The sequence below is a fragment of the Parablautia sp. Marseille-Q6255 genome (assembly GCF_951230155.1).
In the GTDB taxonomy this organism is placed as follows: Bacteria; Bacillota; Clostridia; order Lachnospirales; family Lachnospiraceae; genus Choladousia.
Genome location: NZ_CATNVD010000003.1, coordinates 179,508 through 195,784 on the forward strand (window position 1 = coordinate 179,508; position 16,277 = coordinate 195,784).

The window sequence follows — 16,277 nt, forward strand, 5'->3', positions numbered from 1 at the left end:
TGCGAGACAAAAAGAAGCGTTGTCCCGCCGGAGAGCATCTGCTGCATGCGCTCATTACATTTCCTTCGGAAGCGCATATCTCCGACCTCAAGCACCTCGTCCACGATCAGGATATCCGGGTTCACGATCGTCGCGACAGAAAACCCGAGTCTTGCCTTCATACCGGAAGAGAAATTTTTCACCGGAGAGTCCAGAAAGTTTTCCAGATTGGAAAATTCAACGATCTCATCAAAATGCTCATCCATAAATTCTCTGGAATGTCCCAGCACGAGACCGTTGAGATAAATATTCTCCCTTGCAGTCAGATCGCCGTCAAATCCGGCGCCCAGCTCGATCAGAGGGGCAATGCTCCCGTTTATTTTTACGCTTCCCTCATACGGCTTCAAAATACCGCTGATCGTCTTTAACAGTGTAGATTTTCCCGATCCGTTTGCCCCGACCAGACCCCACGCCTCGCCTTTTTTTATCTTCAGGCTGACTCCTTTAAGCGCAAAGAACTCCTGGAACATCAGCTCATGACGGACCAGCTTGATCGCATACTCCTTGAGATTGTCAACCTTCTCATTGGAGAGATTAAACCGGATTTTTACGTTATCCACTTCTATTGCATATTTGCTCATCTTTGTTCTCCATTTCCAAAATTAGTCGCACAGAGCTTCTTTCCATTAAATATATAAAATAAATTTATCCTTTGCTCTCTGGAAAGACCATACGCCGACAAACAGCATCAAAAATGCGATCAGCCAGCCGCCCAGGAAAATCCGCATCCCCGGGAACTGTCCATAATACACGAGATCACGGAACTGAGCCACATAGTAATACATCGGATTAAAGCCTTTGATCAGCACCACGAGCCACGGGATCCCCTCGAGCTTGTCAAGATCATAAATGATCGGCGTCAGGTACTGCCACGCCGTCAGCACTGCCGCATAAATATGCTGCACGTCCCGGAAAAATACATTAAGCTGCGCGAGGAAAAATCCAAGTCCCACACAAAAGATATACAGCTGGATGATCACAAGCGGCATCAGCAGGAGATGCCAGTGAAACGGCGCTCCTGTCACCAGCATAACGATCAGCATCGCGCCGAGCGAAAATACAAGATCCAGTGTACAGCTTGTCACCTTTGACAGCGTAAAGATATACTTGGGTACGTATACCTTCCGCAAAAGTGACGCATTTCCGGTCACAGAACGCATAGCGTTTGTCGTTCCGTTTTTCATGAAGTCAAACAGCAGACGGCCGGTAAACAGATATACCGGATAATTCTCGATATTTTTACCAAGCAGATTGGAGAACACGATCGCCAGTACGATCATGATCATCAGCGGGTTCAAGATACTCCACACATATCCGAGAAAGCTGCGTCTGTATTTCAGCTTCAGATCCCTGCTCACCAGCTCCCTGATCAGGTCCTGATACCGGAACAGCGTTTTTATACGGTATTTCAACAGATCCATAATTTTCCCTCCGCATTTCTTCTTTTCATACCATCTTTTTATTTTAGCATACCTGCTATGGCATTTCAACGAAAATACTCGGATTGCAGATAACGCAGATGCAAAATTCCCCGGACAGCCCAAAAGCCATCCGGGGAATCTTCTGTTTATCTGTTATCTGTCTGTGCTCCTGACCGCATGCCTTCTGGCATATGCGGCACCAGGCTATTTCCTGCGTCTGATATAATCCAGGATAAGCTCTACGGAATTGTCGATCCCAAGCACGCTGCTGTCTATGCACAGATTGTAGCTGGATGCCATCCCCCACTTTTTCTCAGACTGGAAATTGTAGTAGCTGGCACGCTTCTTATCTGTCTTTGCGAGCATATCCTTTGCCTTCGCGTCAGTGATGTGATACTCTGCCGCCACGCGGCCGGTACGGAACTCAGTATCCGCATGTACAAAGATGCTGACAAGCTCCGGGCAGTCCCTGAGAATATAATCCGCGCATCTTCCCACGATCACGCAGGATTCATCAGACAGCTTGCGGATCGTATCGTAACTCGCCTGATAGATCTGCTGATCGATCGTTGGTCCGGAATACATCACGGAAGGATATACATCCATGACAATAGAGTACAGCAGACTGTTTGTCGGTTTCTCATCGTAGCTCTCCAGTACTTTTTCGCAAAGACCGCTCTCTTTTGCGATGAGCTTGAGGAGTTCTTTATCGTAAAATTTAATCCCCAGCCTCTTTGCCAGCTTCTCGCCGATCTCATGGCCTCCGCTTCCAAATTGTCTTCCGATCGTGATAATTACCTTTTTATCCATATCTGATCCCTCCTGCCTCTATTCATTAAGTCTATCGAGGTTTATATGCTATAGTATATCACAATTTTACCAATTCGTCCAAAATAATTTGACAATTTTGTTCAACTTTACTTAAAATCCTTCGGGAAGAGCACAACATAATCATTTTCATCATACCGCTTTTTGCCCATGGAAATCTTGCGGAAGAACTTATTCGACCGTGCGATCGCCTTCTGAACGATCTCCACTGCGCCTGCGACGGAAAATTCCGCGCTGGCCTCCAGCCCCTCAGAAAGCTTTTGATAAAACGCATCCCACGCCTCGTCGCCGATCACATAGTCCTGCATATTCGCATAGATCTGTCCGAAGTTTGCCAGCTCATCCTCCGTATACTCCGGCAGATAGATCTGCGCAGTAAACTTCATCGTAAATCTCGGGTGACGCATCAAAAGCTCATGGATATACTTCTGCTCGTCCTCCAGGATAATGATCAGACCATCTGTACGGAACTCCATCGCCGTCGTGAGCTGCTCTACCGTACCCGGCTCCAGATCTCCGGCTTCCTCCACGATCAGCGTACCGCCTGCGATCTTTGCAACGGTTGCCGCTATATCCTTACGGTTCAGATCAGACGCGTAGATCTTTGCCATTTTCATGACCTGGCTGCCCTTATCCTGCGCGACCGCTTTCGCTATATTCATTGCAAGCGTTGTCTTTCCTGATCCATGCGCGCCGAAAATGAGAATATTTCCGCTGCGGGAGGTCCGGTCGTTTCCTTTAGATTCTGCCTGGATAATTGCATTTGCAATCTGATCCTCCAGCCCCTCTACCTCCGTAAAACCTGCAAACAGATCTCTGAGATGATCTGGCAGAGTCAGATATTCCTCCTCGCCATCGTATCCGTCCGGATCCTCTTCATATGCTTCATCCGGCGCATATGGAACATCCTCTTCTTCATAAAATGCGTCATCTGATCCATCGACAGCATCTCCGCCTGCCTCCGGCTCATATCCGTCTGCACCATCTGCAGCCTCATCGTAGTAGCCATCCGGATCCATCTCATCAAAATACGCTTCCTCCGGCACATCCTCCGGCAGCGTCTCCGTAAACATCCGGTCTTCCCCTGCCTGCTCCTGCGCGCCTTCCTGCGCCAGTCTGCGCTCGATCTGTTCTGTCGGGATCCGGATCGTCTTTTCTGAAAGTATTTCTTTTCTTGCAGCCTCTGCAAGCTCCTCACGGCTTACGATCCGGCGTGTCTTGTCAAGCTCCTCCTGCGGCAGCTGCTCCTCCTGACCGGACTCCTCTGTGTAAGTCGGCAGAGAACGCTTATTGCGCAAAAGCTTTTCCGGATTGTTTGTATACTGAAGCGCTTCTCTTTGCGTCTGGGTCAGCTCCTGTGCCGCCGCCTGAGCAACACTTCTGACCGGCGCCGCATCCTCCAGCGCGATCTCCTGTATATCCACATCTTTTTCTTCTGTCTGCTGCGCCTGTGCATCCCTGCCTCTCGCCCTGCCGGACTGCTGCGGCTCTGTTTCCGGTGCATCAGCGCTCTGACCGGCGTCCTCTGCCTCCGGATCTGCGGCATCCTCCGGGGCGCCCAGCACTGCATCTGTGATATGCTTGCCCTGATCGCTCATAGACAGGAGAATGTCATCAATAGAAAGCTTGCCTGCTGTCTGCTCTGTGACCTCCGGCATCTGCAATTTCTGATATCTTGGGAATTTCGGGTCGACGGATGCCGGGATATCCTCCTCTGAATGCTCCTCCCGCTTCACCACGCCGGAAATGATCCTGCGCATACTCTTTGCGAGCTCTACCTGCAGATCTGCCTGCTCCTGCGGCTCCTCCTCTTCTTCCTGAGACAGTCCCTGTACCGCCTCTTCCGTCTGCGCCCAGTCTTCGGCTTTTGCTTCTGCCTGCGGCAGCTTTATCGTCTCCTCCGGCACCGTCTGGCGTCTTACCGGCTCCATCAGGCGTGTCTTTTCTGTCTCTGACGGCTCCTGTACACCTGCCTGATCGGCCTCATCCAGCTGTGCCTTATGCGCTGTGACCTGATCTGCGATCTCCTTTTCTGTCTGCGCCATGATCGACTCAGCGATCACCTCTCCATCTGTACCCGGCACATCCGGAAGCACGCTCTCTGCTTTTTCTTCTGCTTCCTGCTCCTGTGTCTGCTCCTGTGACTTCTCGCGCAGCTCATCCTCATAGATCTGCTGCTGCTTCGGCGTCAGAGCGGCATATCGTTTTTTCAGCTCAAGCGCCTTTAAAACATATTTGCCTGAATGGAACCACAAAACAAGATCGTCACAGGTCGCCAGACACTTTTGCATCTGTCCCGCCTGCTGATACAGAGTTGCCAGCTCATACGCCCAGCGCTCTGTATATTCCTGACCGAGATACTCCTCCAGAATAGTGATCAGCTCCTCGATCTGGCTGCCGCGTCCCTTGTAGATCTTGTATTTTAAAATGTAACGGTTATTATCATGCGGTGCCGCCTGTACGTATTCAGAATAATACTCTATCGCCTCATCATACTGTCCGAGCGCTGTCGTCACCTCTACCAGGCGGTACAGAACTGTCCTGCCCACCGGAGAACGTCTGTATGCCCGCTGCAGCAGCGTTTTGCTGTCTTCCAGTCTCCCCGCCGCCTCATATATTTCACTGATCAGACACAGCGTCCGGATATTCCTGACCCGTCTCCAGTCAATCGTATCTGCCAGATTGGCAGCTTCCTGATAATCTTTCTGGTCTACCAGTTTATCAATCTCTTCCAGCTTGAGATTGTATTCGTATTTATCCACTTCATCCACCTCATTGATCTATGCTTTAAAAAAACCTGCACGATACGCAGTATATTTTTTAGTGTACCATACCTGTTTTTTCTTGTCAAAAACAACTGTCATAAATTTTAGAAAATTGGCGACAGTTGCGCTGTCTGTACATTGACGAACACAAGCCTTTGCAGTAAAATTGTTTCGTGCTCTGCACTCTCGCAATTGTGCATTTAATAATGAAGAAAGGTTTTACAGAAATCATGAATACAGCAGCTTATGATATTACGGTCATCTGTGCAGGTCATGGTGATTCCTGCCAGAAAGCGCCCGCATTTGCACACCAGACGTATCCCGCCGACCGGATACAGATGCTTTATATACAGGAAGAAGATTTTGTTTTCCCACGCCGCGCTTCTCTTATGGCAATCTCCAGAGCATGCGGCCGTTATACGATCCTTTTGGACGAGGAGGATACCTTTGATACAGACTTTCTCGAGCGCATGTATCAGGGCGCCGAAAGCTCCTGCGCCGCCTTTTCGATGTCCGCGCAGGTATTTCCGCGCGTCAAAAGAGTCGTGCAGTATTTCGCCCAAAAAGTGCCCTCTGATCAAACCATTGATGTCAGCAGGGAGCTGACGGTCTTTCCGATGGAGCTGCACGGTCTGATGATCCCGACCGACGTTTTGCAGGAGGCCTGTGCAAAGTATCTGACATCTCCACAGCCGGAAAAGCAGATGCTCCTGTACATCCTCGGGAAAAATCCCGTATTCCGTTTTCTCGGCACATTGCAGCTGTCCTACAGCATCCCGCGCGAATGCGACCCGGAATACGATCTGCGCTGCCTGACGCACGAATGGTACTATGAACCATTTCATCAGTTTTTACTCCCCGCGCTTCAGGCCCGCGCTGCCAGAGATGTTTCCGCAGCTGCTGCCGCAAAAGCGTCAGATCAGACGGATCCGGCCCTCACCTGCGCGGATACTGACCGCATGCTGCAGGCAATGGCGCTCCATATGATCAATGCACGGCTGTTTGCAAATGCAGACAATCGCAACAAGCACATCCTGGAGCCGGAGGAAGTCCTCCCATACTGCAGGCTGCTCACTGATATTTTGCAGTATGTCGAAACGCCGCTGATCCTGTGCCCGGACGAGCAGTGTCTGCCCGCGTCCTCGACGCCGCAGAGAAAGCTGTTTTTGCTGCGCCTGAAAAAAAACGATTTTTCATATTATCCGACCCTTCACTGCACAGATCAGGGCGCCATGCTTTTGTGTGACGGGGTGGAATTCTGTGATTTCGCCCAGATCCCGCTGCGCCTGATCCAGCTCGATTACCGCGGAGGGTGCCTGGAAGCAGACGGCGCGTATCTGGATTTTATCCCCCCGGAAGCACAGATCCTCGCGAAGTTCGATGGAACTTACTATCCGCTGACACTGAACCAGCGTTATTCTATGACAAAGTATTTCGGCGTCACTGCATTTCGCATGAAGACGTTTCACACGACTGTCCCGGTCGCGCAGAGCGACAGACAACGCATCCTGCAATTCGTATTAAAAGTACAGGAGCGCGAATACGTGCTTGATTATGCCTTCCCTTCGCAGGGCAGCCGCTTCGCAAAGGATTTCGGCTACGCCTACTGGCGCTTTGGTCCCTACCTGTCCTACTGGCAGAAAGACGGGATCCATGTGGTCCGCTCCAGAAAGCTGACTGTTCTAAAAAAAGAAATCGCGCTCTGGCTGCAGATGTGGAAAAAGAAGGATGGATTTTACCGTTATCAGCTTCCGACAAAAATCATCAATTTCCTGCTGCGCCCGTATTTTGCCCACCAGAAGATCTGGCTCTTTCTGGACAAGATCTATAAGGGCGGCGATTCCTCGGAGTATATGTACCGCTACGCGGTAAAGCAAAATGACGGGATCAAAAAGTACTATCTGCTCGACAAGGCATCCGCAGACTATGCCCGGATGCGAAAAGAGGGCTATCGTCCTCTGGTGCGCGGTACGCTCAGACACAGGCTCGTCTTTCTGAACGCAGATATGGTCATCGCCTCGAACTCTACCGTGTTTGCCTTTAATGACTATCCGTTTGACCGCTCTCTGCCGATCCGCGGGGACGTGCACTTTGATGTCGCCTGTGTGCAGCACGGTATGTCGGTCCAGAAGATCGCGATCGCCCAGAACCGTTTGCGTGACAACACCAGACTGTATTTCTGCGCTTCAAAATACGAAATCAAAAACCTCTCAAAGCCGGTATATGATTATGCAGGCTACGATGCGTTAAAGCTGACTGGCGTGCCGCGCTACGATGGTCTTGTAAACCGGGCAGAAAAGATCCTTGTGATCTCTCCTACCTGGCGCATGCAGTCCGCACTGCCTGTGACAAGAAGCGAGGGCGTCTCCCGCGACTTCAACCCGCATTTTAAGGAGACGAACTATTTCAAGGTATACAACAGCCTGATCAACGACCCGCGCCTTCTCGACGCAGCGCGCAGATATGGCTACCGCATCCAGTACGTCCTGCATCCGATCATCAGTCCGCAGCACGAAGATTTTGATAAAAATGACGTAGTGGAGATCATCCCGTCCATCGGAGATATGAGCTACGAAAAAATATTCTGTGAAGGAGCGCTCATGGTGACGGACTTCTCAGGCGTACAGTTCGATTTTGCCTATATGAGAAAACCTGTGATCTATCTGCACCATCACGATATTCCGCAGCATTATGAGGAAGGCACGTTCTTTTATGATACCATGGGGTTTGGCGAGATCTGCCACACAAATGATGAGCTGATCCAGGTTCTGTGCCGCTACATGGAACACGACTGTGTCATGCCAGAGCTTTACCGAAAGCGTGCAGATGACTTCTTTGCCTACTCTGACCATAATAACTGCGCGCGTATTTATCCGATCATGCTGGAGCATGAGAAAAACCGCGAACGCTGACCGGTCTGCCGCAAAAGTGCAAAAAGCAGCGGATGCTGTGCTTTACAACATCCGCTGTTTTTTATTTTATATTATTCAGTTTTTATGGTATCGTTTATTTTTTTATCAGAGAGTTCTTTTCCTGTTTTATTTATAAAAGTATCGTCCGTTTCTTTACACGTATTTTCCTTATTATAAACCATGCGGCGTTTATTTCTATATCAATTTGCTCATGTCAGATATGCGGAAGTCCTCTGCCTCCCTGTCAGGCATCTGAGACGTATCGTCTCTTTTATCTTCTGGTATCTCCTACCGATGATCTTTCATAACATGTATCTGTCGCTGCAAATACATACCACAATAGCTTTTCAGTATTCCTTACATCCTGACTCTGTTTCTTTTGATGAATTCTGTTCTTGCGATCATCCCTATGATGATCCTTATCACAATGTATGATCTCAAATACTCCTTATGCAGATAACTGATCGGAACCACATCCGACTGACTCTGCATTTCAGATCATAACTCTCTCATCCGGTATCTGACGGTACGAACCTGTCTGTCCGCTCATCTCCTTTTTCCTTCTGGGTAAATGTGCTCTGTCAGCAGATTCTGTATACTCTCTGATTTATCGTTCTTTTTCGATCAGGCTTGAATCAGTTCTGACAGAGGTCTTTTTTACAGGAAACATTTACCCTGCCGCATGTATAAAAACTGTGCGACACTATATCCACGGGCATCGACCTCCATTCCTTTGTAAACTCATCATTGTCTATAGGTTAATTGCTAATCTATAGGAACAACAACTGTTTGTTGATAATTGTATAATAGCAGATCCGTTTTATTTTGTCAATACTTTTCTTTCATTTTTCTTTTATTTATTTCTTTATTTTGTTTATTATTTTTTATTTTCTTTTATTTATTTATGTTTTTTATATTTTTCTGATAATTTGTAAATTCAAGCATATTCAGGAATCCAGACGAAGCCTGATCCAAAATTCTACTCCGTTCTCTGTATTTTTAACCCCGCACGCGCCCTGGTGCTGATCTATGATCTTTTTCACCATATAAAGCCCCAGTCCCGCATTGTATGTGCCGCGATCCTTCCCGGCCCTGGGAGAGCTCTGGAAAAAGCTTTCCCAGATCCTTCCTGCATCCTCCTCCCGGATCTGCGGACCTTCGTTGTAGACGGCAAAGACCGCATATCCCTCTTGCGCCGTGAGGCTGATCCGCATACCGGCTCCCTGTGCCGTGTGCTGAAATGCATTCATAATATAGTTATTGACCGCCTGCTCCAGATACATACGATTTGCCTTTACGATACAGCCGGGAGCAATCTGTGTCTCCAGGTGTATCCCGTTCTTGCAAAACAGCGCGTCGTATTTTAACACCATGTATTGCGCCACTTCTGAAAAGTCAACCCGTGCCGTCTCCATCTGTTCCAGTTTATTCTCTATCGTCGTAATGTCCAGCAGCGTTCCGACCATATCTGACATTTTTTCAATTTCTTCCCGGATCGAAGAAAAGTAATATCCCCGGTCGATCTGATCTCCCATGCTCTGCAGCATCTCTACCTGACCGGAAATCACTGCCAGCGGCGTTTTCAGTTCATGAGAAACATTTGCCACAAACTCCTTTTGCGCTTTTACAAGCTGTGATGCCCCCTGCGCCAGCCCGGTGGCGCCGCAGACCTCCGGTCCGGGCTCCTGTACCGCGTCATTTGTCTCTCTTTCAAACATACGGCTGGCCAGAACATAAAATGCCCCCAATATCACAGCGACACAGGCACACAGGTAGACAGTCGTATAGAATACCATCTCTCCTGCGCCACGCACCTCCTTGCGGATGTACACATAATAGGGCTGCTCCTGCATGATCCGTCCGCGCATCCGGATAATGCGCGTCTCATTATTTCTCTGTACATAAACAGTGGGCTGCTCCTGATAATCCTGCAGATGGGATTCAATATATCCGCTGATCTGTTTCTCTGCTCTCTTTACACTGGAAGAATAGACCGTCTGAAAACTGCCGTCCACGATCACGATATTCAGATACTCGCCGCTGTAGCTCTGGAGCAGCTCCTTGTCCTCCTCATCGAGGGCAGAGAGCGTCATCTCACCAATGCCCTGATATACTTCCTCCATTATCCGGATCTTTGTCTGTATATAAAAAGGATACGCAAAAAACACGTAGACTGCCATGACCGCTGCCGCTGCCAGAGCAAGCCATATCACCAGTCTGCGTGCCTTTTGCCTGTTTCTGTCTGTATGATTGCTTTTTTTTGCATTCCTCACGAAGCATCTCTCCCAAATAAATACCCTGCTCCATATACGGACCTGATATAAGTACACTCATCTGTCAGCTTCCTGCGAAGCTGCTTCACAAGCGTATCTACCGTCCGTATATCCCCCACATAGTCATATCCCCACACAGCATCCAGGATCGTATTACGTGTAAGCACCACATCACTGTGCTCCATAAAATAGACGAGCAGCTCAAACTCCTTGCGCGTAGTCTCCACATACGTATCCTTCCAGAACACTCTCTGCCCTGCGAGATCTACATGGATATTACCAAATTCCATGGTGTTTTTCAACTTCCCGGCACGTTTTAAAAGCGCCTCGATGTGCAGCTTTACCAGCTCCAGCGTATAGGGCTTCGTAATATAATCATCCGCTCCCCGCTCAAATCCGTTCATCTGATCTTCTACGGAAGCACGCGCAGTCATCATGATAACCGGAACATCCCGGATCTTTCGGATCTCCTTTAATACCTCATACCCGTCCATGCCGGGCAGCATGATGTCCAGCAGGATCAGATCAATATCTTTTTGATTCTGAAAAAACAGGTTCAGCGCCTCTGTACCGTCCGCTGCACACAGGATATCATATCCCTGAAGCCTCAGATAATCCGACATCGTCCTCGCCAGCTTTTCTTCATCCTCCACTATCATAATCTGGTTTTTTCTCATTTTACACACTCCATTTATGTCATCCAGGTCGTAAAGCCAAATATTAAAAATCAAAAAACCTTGTAAATACTCACGTATCTTAGTATAATAATCTACATACGCTAAAAAATATACTACAAAAATAATGTGATGGAAATGTGTACAAAAAGGACGGCTGCCAGCTGTCCCCATACTTCTATCACAATCTTCTTTTACGATATTGGAAAGGATATTGTAAAGAATACCAAACAGACAAGGAGTAGTTACTATGAGTAATATGACCCATCTTGACGAGCTCGAGGCAGAAGCCATATACATCATGCGCGAGGTCGCTGCCGAGTCCGAGAAGCCGGTAATGCTCTACTCGATCGGCAAGGACTCTTCCGTCATGCTGCATCTGGCACTGAAGGCTTTCTATCCGGAAAAGCCTCCATTTCCGTTTCTCCATGTAAACACAACATGGAAATTCCACGAAATGATCGAATTTCGTGATCAGGTGGCAAAAAAATACGGCATTGAGATGCTGGAATACATCAATCAGGACGGCGTAGCTCAGGGGATCAACCCGTTTGACCACGGCGCTGCCTATACCGATATCATGAAGACGCAGGCGCTCAAGCAGGCGCTTGATAAGTACGGCTTTACAGCAGCCTTTGGCGGCGGCCGCAGAGACGAAGAGAAATCCCGCGCAAAAGAGCGTATTTTCTCCTTCCGCAACTCGAACCACGCATGGGATCCGAAAAACCAGCGCCCGGAAATGTGGAAGCTCTACAATACAAGGATCCAGCAGGGAGAAGAGATCCGCGTTTTCCCGATCTCGAACTGGACAGAGGCCGATATCTGGCAGTATATCCGGCAGGAAAAGATTGACATTGTGCCGCTTTATTTTGCCAAGGAGCGTCCTTTCGTGCGCAGAAACGGTAATATCATCATGGTAGACGATGACCGGATGAAGTTAAAAGAAGGCGAAAAGGTCGAGCACGGCATGATCCGTTTCCGTACGCTTGGCTGCTATCCGCTGACCGGCGGCGTGGAGAGCACGGCGACAACACTCGATGAGATCATTGACGAGACATTAAGCGCTGTTTCTTCTGAACGTACCAGCCGCGTGATCGACAGCGATGGCGGTTCCGCCAGCATGGAAAAAAGAAAGAGGGAGGGTTATTTCTAATGAATAGTCTTCTGAAATTTATCACCTGCGGCAGTGTGGATGACGGTAAGTCCACGCTGATCGGGCATATGCTTTATGATGCAAAGCTTCTCTTTGCAGACCAGGAACAGGCTTTGGAGCTTGACAGTCAGATGGGCTCCCGCGGAGGCGCGATCGACTACTCCCTGCTCCTGGACGGTCTGATGGCAGAGCGTGAGCAGGGTATCACGATCGATGTCGCATACCGCTATTTCACCACAGAAAAACGTTCCTTTATCGTCGCAGATACTCCGGGACATGAGGAGTATACAAGAAATATGGCGGTTGGCGCTTCCTTTGCCGACCTTGCGATCATCCTTGTAGACGCAACGCACGGCGTACTCGTCCAGACAAGACGCCATACGCGCATCTGCTCTATGATGGGTATCCAGCATTTTATATTTGCAGTCAATAAAATGGATCTGATCGACTTTGACGAAAACCGTTTTGACAAGATCGCCCGCGATATCCGCCAGATGATGTCCGAGTACGATTTTGCTTCTATGAAGATCCTTCCCGTGTCTGCGACGGAGGGCGACAATATCACGCTTAAATCCGACCGGATGCCCTGGTACAGAGGCACCTCGCTCCTCACATATCTTGAAAATATCAATGTAGCGACCGAGGAGGACGATTACGCATTTACCATGCCGGTACAAAGAGTCTGCCGTCCGGACCGCACCTTCCGCGGATTTCAGGGACAGATCGAGACCGGCGCTATCAGGATCGGAGACGAGATCACGACACTGCCATCCAATGAAAAGGCAGTCGTAAGCCGGATCATTGATGCCGGACGCGATGTAGAAGCCTCTGACCGCGGACACGCAGTCACGATCTCACTCGACCGTGAGGTGGATGTATCAAGAGGCTGCGTCCTTGTAAAAGATACTGCTCCGTATGTCGGCACACTGTTTACTGCAAAGCTTCTGTGGATGGACGATACGCCGCTCGTAGCAGGAAAGAACTATTACCTCAAGCTCGGTACCAAAATGATCCCTGCTGTGGTGATGAATATCAGCCATAAGATCGATGTAAATACCGGAAATGAGATCCCTGCTGATACGACATATAAAAATGAGATCGTTCAGTGCGACATCTCTGTTTCCGACAAGATCGTATACGAAAAATTCAAAAATAATCAGGCGCTCGGCTCCCTGATCCTGATCGACCGTGTCACAAACATGACGTCCGCCTGCGGTGTCGTGCTGCACAGTCTGCGCCGTTCTGACAACCTGACATGGCAGAAGCTTGACGTGACGCGTGAGTTCCGTGCCAACCAGAAGGGACAGACGCCTGCGACTATCTGGATGACGGGCCTGTCCGGCTCCGGTAAGTCCACGGTAGCAAACGCACTGGAAAAACGTCTGGTTTCGCTCGGCAAACATACTATGATGCTTGACGGCGACAACATCCGTATGGGACTTAATAAAAACCTCGGCTTCAAAGAGGCGGACCGTATCGAAAATATCCGCCGGATCTCAGAAGTATCCAAGCTGATGAATGATGCCGGACTGATCACGATCACCTCCTTCATCTCTCCGTATCAGAGAGACAGAAGGACTGCCCGCGACATCATCGGAAACGAGAGCTTCCTCGAGGTCTATATCAGTACGCCTCTGGAGGAATGCGAGCGCCGTGATATCAAGGGGCTTTACAGGAAGGCCCGCGCGGGACAGATCCCGAACTTCACAGGCATCTCCAGTCCGTACGAGGCACCGGAGCATGCAGATGTGACCGTCGATACGACCAATATGAGCGTAGACGAGTGTGTGGATAAGATCATCGAAGCGCTGGAAGCACGTTTCGGGAAATAACTGACAGTCAATTCCATCAGGAGGAGTTTTTTAGGATGAAAACATTATATGTACATGTAGGACAGCCCAAGACCGGAACAACTGCCCTGCAGGTCTTTTGTCTGAAAAACCGGAAAGTACTGAACCAGAAGGGTTATGAATATCCGTTTTTTCACTATAAGTATGAGCACATCAACCGCAGACGCAACGGACATTTTCTCGTAGGTATCGTTAAGGACAGCGAGGGAAACCGTCTGAAAGATGAGGAGCAGCGTCTTTTACAGGAAGGACTTGCGCTCGTAGAGCAGTCCTTCCAGAAGTATGACAATGTCGTGCTTTCCGATGAGCGCCTCTGGCATGCGTCAAAGGGTCCTCTTTTTGCCTACTGGAATATCCTGAAGGAGCATTCCGAAAAGCACGGCTATGTCGTAAAGATGATCGTTTATCTGCGCCGTCAGGACGTCTTTGCGACTTCCTGGCGCAACCAGATGATCAAAAACGGATTCGAGGGCGCTTACGGACAGTACCGCTGGAAGGAATGGCTGGAGAAGGATACCCCGGGCATTGTACTGGATTACTACTGGCTGCTTGAGAAGATCGCAGCTGTTATCGGCAGAGAAAATATCAAGGTCCGCATCTATGACCGCGCATGGCTTGAGCGCGATGGCGGCAATATCTACACCGATTTTCTTGATGCACTCGATCTGACCTGGGACGACTCCTTTGTGATCGCCCCGGAGGATCCGAATCCGTCCCTGACGCTTAATCTCCAGGAGATTAAGCGTGTCGTCAACAATATCCCCGGATATATCGGCGGCGACGGCGACCTCTTCGGAACAGCGATCCGTCAGTGCGCAGCAGGTAAAAATCCAGACTATCCGTGTTCTATGTTTTCGGTTGACGAGCTGAAAGAATTTCTCGGAAAATACGAAGAGAGCAACAATAAGGTGGCAAAAGAATATCTCCACCGCGAAGGACCGCTTTTTGATACAAAGATCAAAGAACTGGACAAGTGGACCGAAAATAATCCTTACATGTATGAGGATATCATCCGCTACTTCGCACAGATTGCCATGAACCAGCAGGCTGAGATCGAAAAACTCAAAGCAGGCGTATCTGCGAACAAGGCGCGTCTGAATAAGATCACCGATATGGCAAAGCATCCAATGAAGGCTGCAAAGCACTTTGTCGGAAAGAAATAGTCTTCCGAAAAAAGCGATACAGGAGAAATGATTATGGCGACTGTTTACTTACACATCGGACTGCCGAAGACAGGTACTACGGCGCTTCAGCGCTTTTTATACAACAATACTGACGTTCTTGAACGTCACGGGGTCTCTTATCCTGACTTTGGACTCCGCTATAAAAATAACAGTTCATATTTGAGTTTCCACAAAAACGGGCGTTTTCTGATCGCTCCGAATACTTCCAGCGGGACGCGGGATTTTTCCCGTCCTGCGGACGAATATGCTCCGACACTTGATAAGATCGCCGAGCTTGGAAAGTCCTATGAAAAGATCATCATTTCGGACGAAGGTATCTGGAAAATCAGCGGAAATCGTGAAAATTTCTGGTCCGATCTGAAGTCTGACCTGAAAAGCCGCGGTCTTGAATTGAAGGTCATCGTTTATCTTCGCCGTCAGGACTCCTTTGTTCAATCACTGTATGCACAGCGCGTCAAAGAAACGAAGCAGCCATTTACATTCGAGGAGTACCTTGCTTCCGAGGCTGCCGTCTGGCCGCTTGACTTCAAGAAAAGGCTTGACCATATTTCAGGTATCGTGGGAAAAGACGCAATGCTCGTGCGCATCTACGAAAAAGGCCAATACCAGGGAAGAGAAGAAGAGCCCACCCTGTTCTCTGACTTTCTCGATATTTTCGGCCTGGCGCTTTCTGACGGCTTTCAGGTAGAACAGGAGCAGCTTAACTCTTCCTTTGACGGAACGTATCTGGAACTCAAACGGCTGCTCAACATCCTGCCTGAATCCATCAACGGTTCCGCATTGCAGAAGACTCTTTATGAGATTGGATCACTCAACCCATATATACAGAAATCGACCAAAACGACATACTTTAAATCGCGTGAGGTACAACAGGCATTCCTTGATCAGTTTGCCGAATCAAACAGTGCAGTTGCAAGAGAATACCTTGGCAGAAAAGACGGACAGCTCTTTTATGAACGTATCCCCGATCTTCCGCAGGAAACAGTCTCCACAGAAGAGCTTCTGCGTGATTCCCTGCTGTTCTACGGTCGAACAATCCAGCGTCTTGAGAAGCAGAACGCTGAACTCGAGCAAAAACTGGAAAAGCTGGAGGCTGAGCTTGAGAAAAAGCGCAGCAGGAACGTTGTAGCACTCGTCAAAAACTCAGTGTACAGCCGTACACAGAAAACTTCATAAAG

10 protein-coding genes and 1 pseudogene are annotated in these 16,277 nt (G+C 49.0%); 5 read left to right on the forward strand and 6 right to left on the reverse strand.

Going from position 1 to position 16,277, the window contains the following annotated elements:
• Positions 1 to 104: 104 nt before the first annotated feature.
• From QOX44_RS18195 to QOX44_RS04345, 4 genes and pseudogenes are all read right to left on the reverse strand, one after another.
• Positions 105 to 620: pseudogene (locus QOX44_RS18195) on the reverse strand (ABC transporter ATP-binding protein); the annotation flags it as partial.
• 45 nt (positions 621 to 665) lie between these two features.
• Positions 666 to 1,460, reverse strand: coding sequence for an ABC transporter permease (locus QOX44_RS04335; RefSeq protein ID WP_283681521.1), 795 nt, complete (start codon positions 1,458 to 1,460; stop codon positions 666 to 668).
• Positions 1,461 to 1,664: 204 nt separating this feature from the next.
• Positions 1,665 to 2,270, reverse strand: a complete 606-nt coding sequence (locus QOX44_RS04340; RefSeq protein WP_283681523.1) for a cytidylate kinase-like family protein — start codon at positions 2,268 to 2,270, stop codon at positions 1,665 to 1,667.
• A 107-nt stretch (positions 2,271 to 2,377) separates the two neighbouring features.
• Positions 2,378 to 5,050 (reverse strand): tetratricopeptide repeat protein, encoded by a 2,673-nt coding sequence (locus QOX44_RS04345; protein WP_283681525.1) that lies wholly within the window; start codon positions 5,048 to 5,050, stop codon positions 2,378 to 2,380.
• A gap of 209 nt (positions 5,051 to 5,259) precedes the next feature.
• Between QOX44_RS04345 and QOX44_RS04350 the strand changes: the two genes are divergently transcribed.
• Positions 5,260 to 7,965, forward strand: coding sequence for a CDP-glycerol glycerophosphotransferase family protein (locus QOX44_RS04350; protein ID WP_283681526.1), 2,706 nt, complete (start codon positions 5,260 to 5,262; stop codon positions 7,963 to 7,965).
• A gap of 947 nt (positions 7,966 to 8,912) precedes the next feature.
• Here QOX44_RS04350 and QOX44_RS04355 read toward each other — a convergent pair.
• Together QOX44_RS04355 and QOX44_RS04360 are read right to left on the reverse strand one after the other, a co-directional pair.
• Positions 8,913 to 10,238: a sensor histidine kinase gene (locus QOX44_RS04355; protein ID WP_283681528.1), complete on the reverse strand. Its 1,326-nt coding sequence runs from the start codon at positions 10,236 to 10,238 to the stop codon at positions 8,913 to 8,915.
• Positions 10,235 to 10,915, reverse strand: a complete 681-nt coding sequence (locus tag QOX44_RS04360) for a response regulator transcription factor (protein ID WP_283681529.1) — start codon at positions 10,913 to 10,915, stop codon at positions 10,235 to 10,237. Before QOX44_RS04360 ends, QOX44_RS04355 begins: the two co-directional genes overlap by 4 nt.
• Before the next feature lie 247 nt (positions 10,916 to 11,162).
• Between QOX44_RS04360 and cysD the strand changes: the two genes are divergently transcribed.
• The 4 genes from cysD to QOX44_RS04380 are packed head-to-tail and all read left to right on the forward strand — an operon-like array spanning position 11,163 to position 16,275.
• Entirely contained in the window at positions 11,163 to 12,065 is a 903-nt protein-coding gene (gene cysD, locus QOX44_RS04365; RefSeq protein ID WP_283681530.1) for a sulfate adenylyltransferase subunit CysD, read from the forward strand.
• Positions 12,065 to 13,897, forward strand: a complete 1,833-nt coding sequence (cysC, locus tag QOX44_RS04370; protein WP_283681532.1) for an adenylyl-sulfate kinase — start codon at positions 12,065 to 12,067, stop codon at positions 13,895 to 13,897. The genes cysD and cysC overlap by 1 nt, the downstream gene beginning before the upstream one ends.
• Positions 13,898 to 13,932: 35 nt before the next feature.
• A complete protein-coding gene (locus tag QOX44_RS04375; protein WP_283681534.1) occupies positions 13,933 to 15,078 on the forward strand; it encodes a hypothetical protein in 1,146 nt (381 codons plus the stop codon).
• A 33-nt stretch (positions 15,079 to 15,111) separates the two neighbouring features.
• Positions 15,112 to 16,275 carry a hypothetical protein gene (locus QOX44_RS04380; protein WP_283681535.1) on the forward strand — a complete coding sequence of 388 codons (1,164 nt, stop codon included), beginning with the start codon at positions 15,112 to 15,114 and terminating at the stop codon, positions 16,273 to 16,275.
• Positions 16,276 to 16,277 lie beyond the last annotated feature (2 nt).

Excerpts from the sequence above, each read along its gene's own strand:
- QOX44_RS04335 (WP_283681521.1), bottom strand. The coding sequence starts at position 1,460 with ATGGATCTGTTGAAATACCGTATAAAAACGCTGTTCCGGTATCAGGAC.
- QOX44_RS04340 (WP_283681523.1), bottom strand. The coding sequence starts at position 2,270 with ATGGATAAAAAGGTAATTATCACGATCGGAAGACAATTTGGAAGCGGA.
- QOX44_RS04350 (WP_283681526.1), top strand. The coding sequence starts at position 5,260 with ATGAAGAAAGGTTTTACAGAAATCATGAATACAGCAGCTTATGATATT.
- QOX44_RS04360 (WP_283681529.1), bottom strand. The coding sequence starts at position 10,915 with ATGAGAAAAAACCAGATTATGATAGTGGAGGATGAAGAAAAGCTGGCG.
- cysD (WP_283681530.1), top strand. The coding sequence starts at position 11,163 with ATGAGTAATATGACCCATCTTGACGAGCTCGAGGCAGAAGCCATATAC.
- cysC (WP_283681532.1), top strand. The coding sequence starts at position 12,065 with ATGAATAGTCTTCTGAAATTTATCACCTGCGGCAGTGTGGATGACGGT.
- QOX44_RS04375 (WP_283681534.1), top strand. The coding sequence starts at position 13,933 with ATGAAAACATTATATGTACATGTAGGACAGCCCAAGACCGGAACAACT.
- QOX44_RS04380 (WP_283681535.1), top strand. The coding sequence starts at position 15,112 with ATGGCGACTGTTTACTTACACATCGGACTGCCGAAGACAGGTACTACG.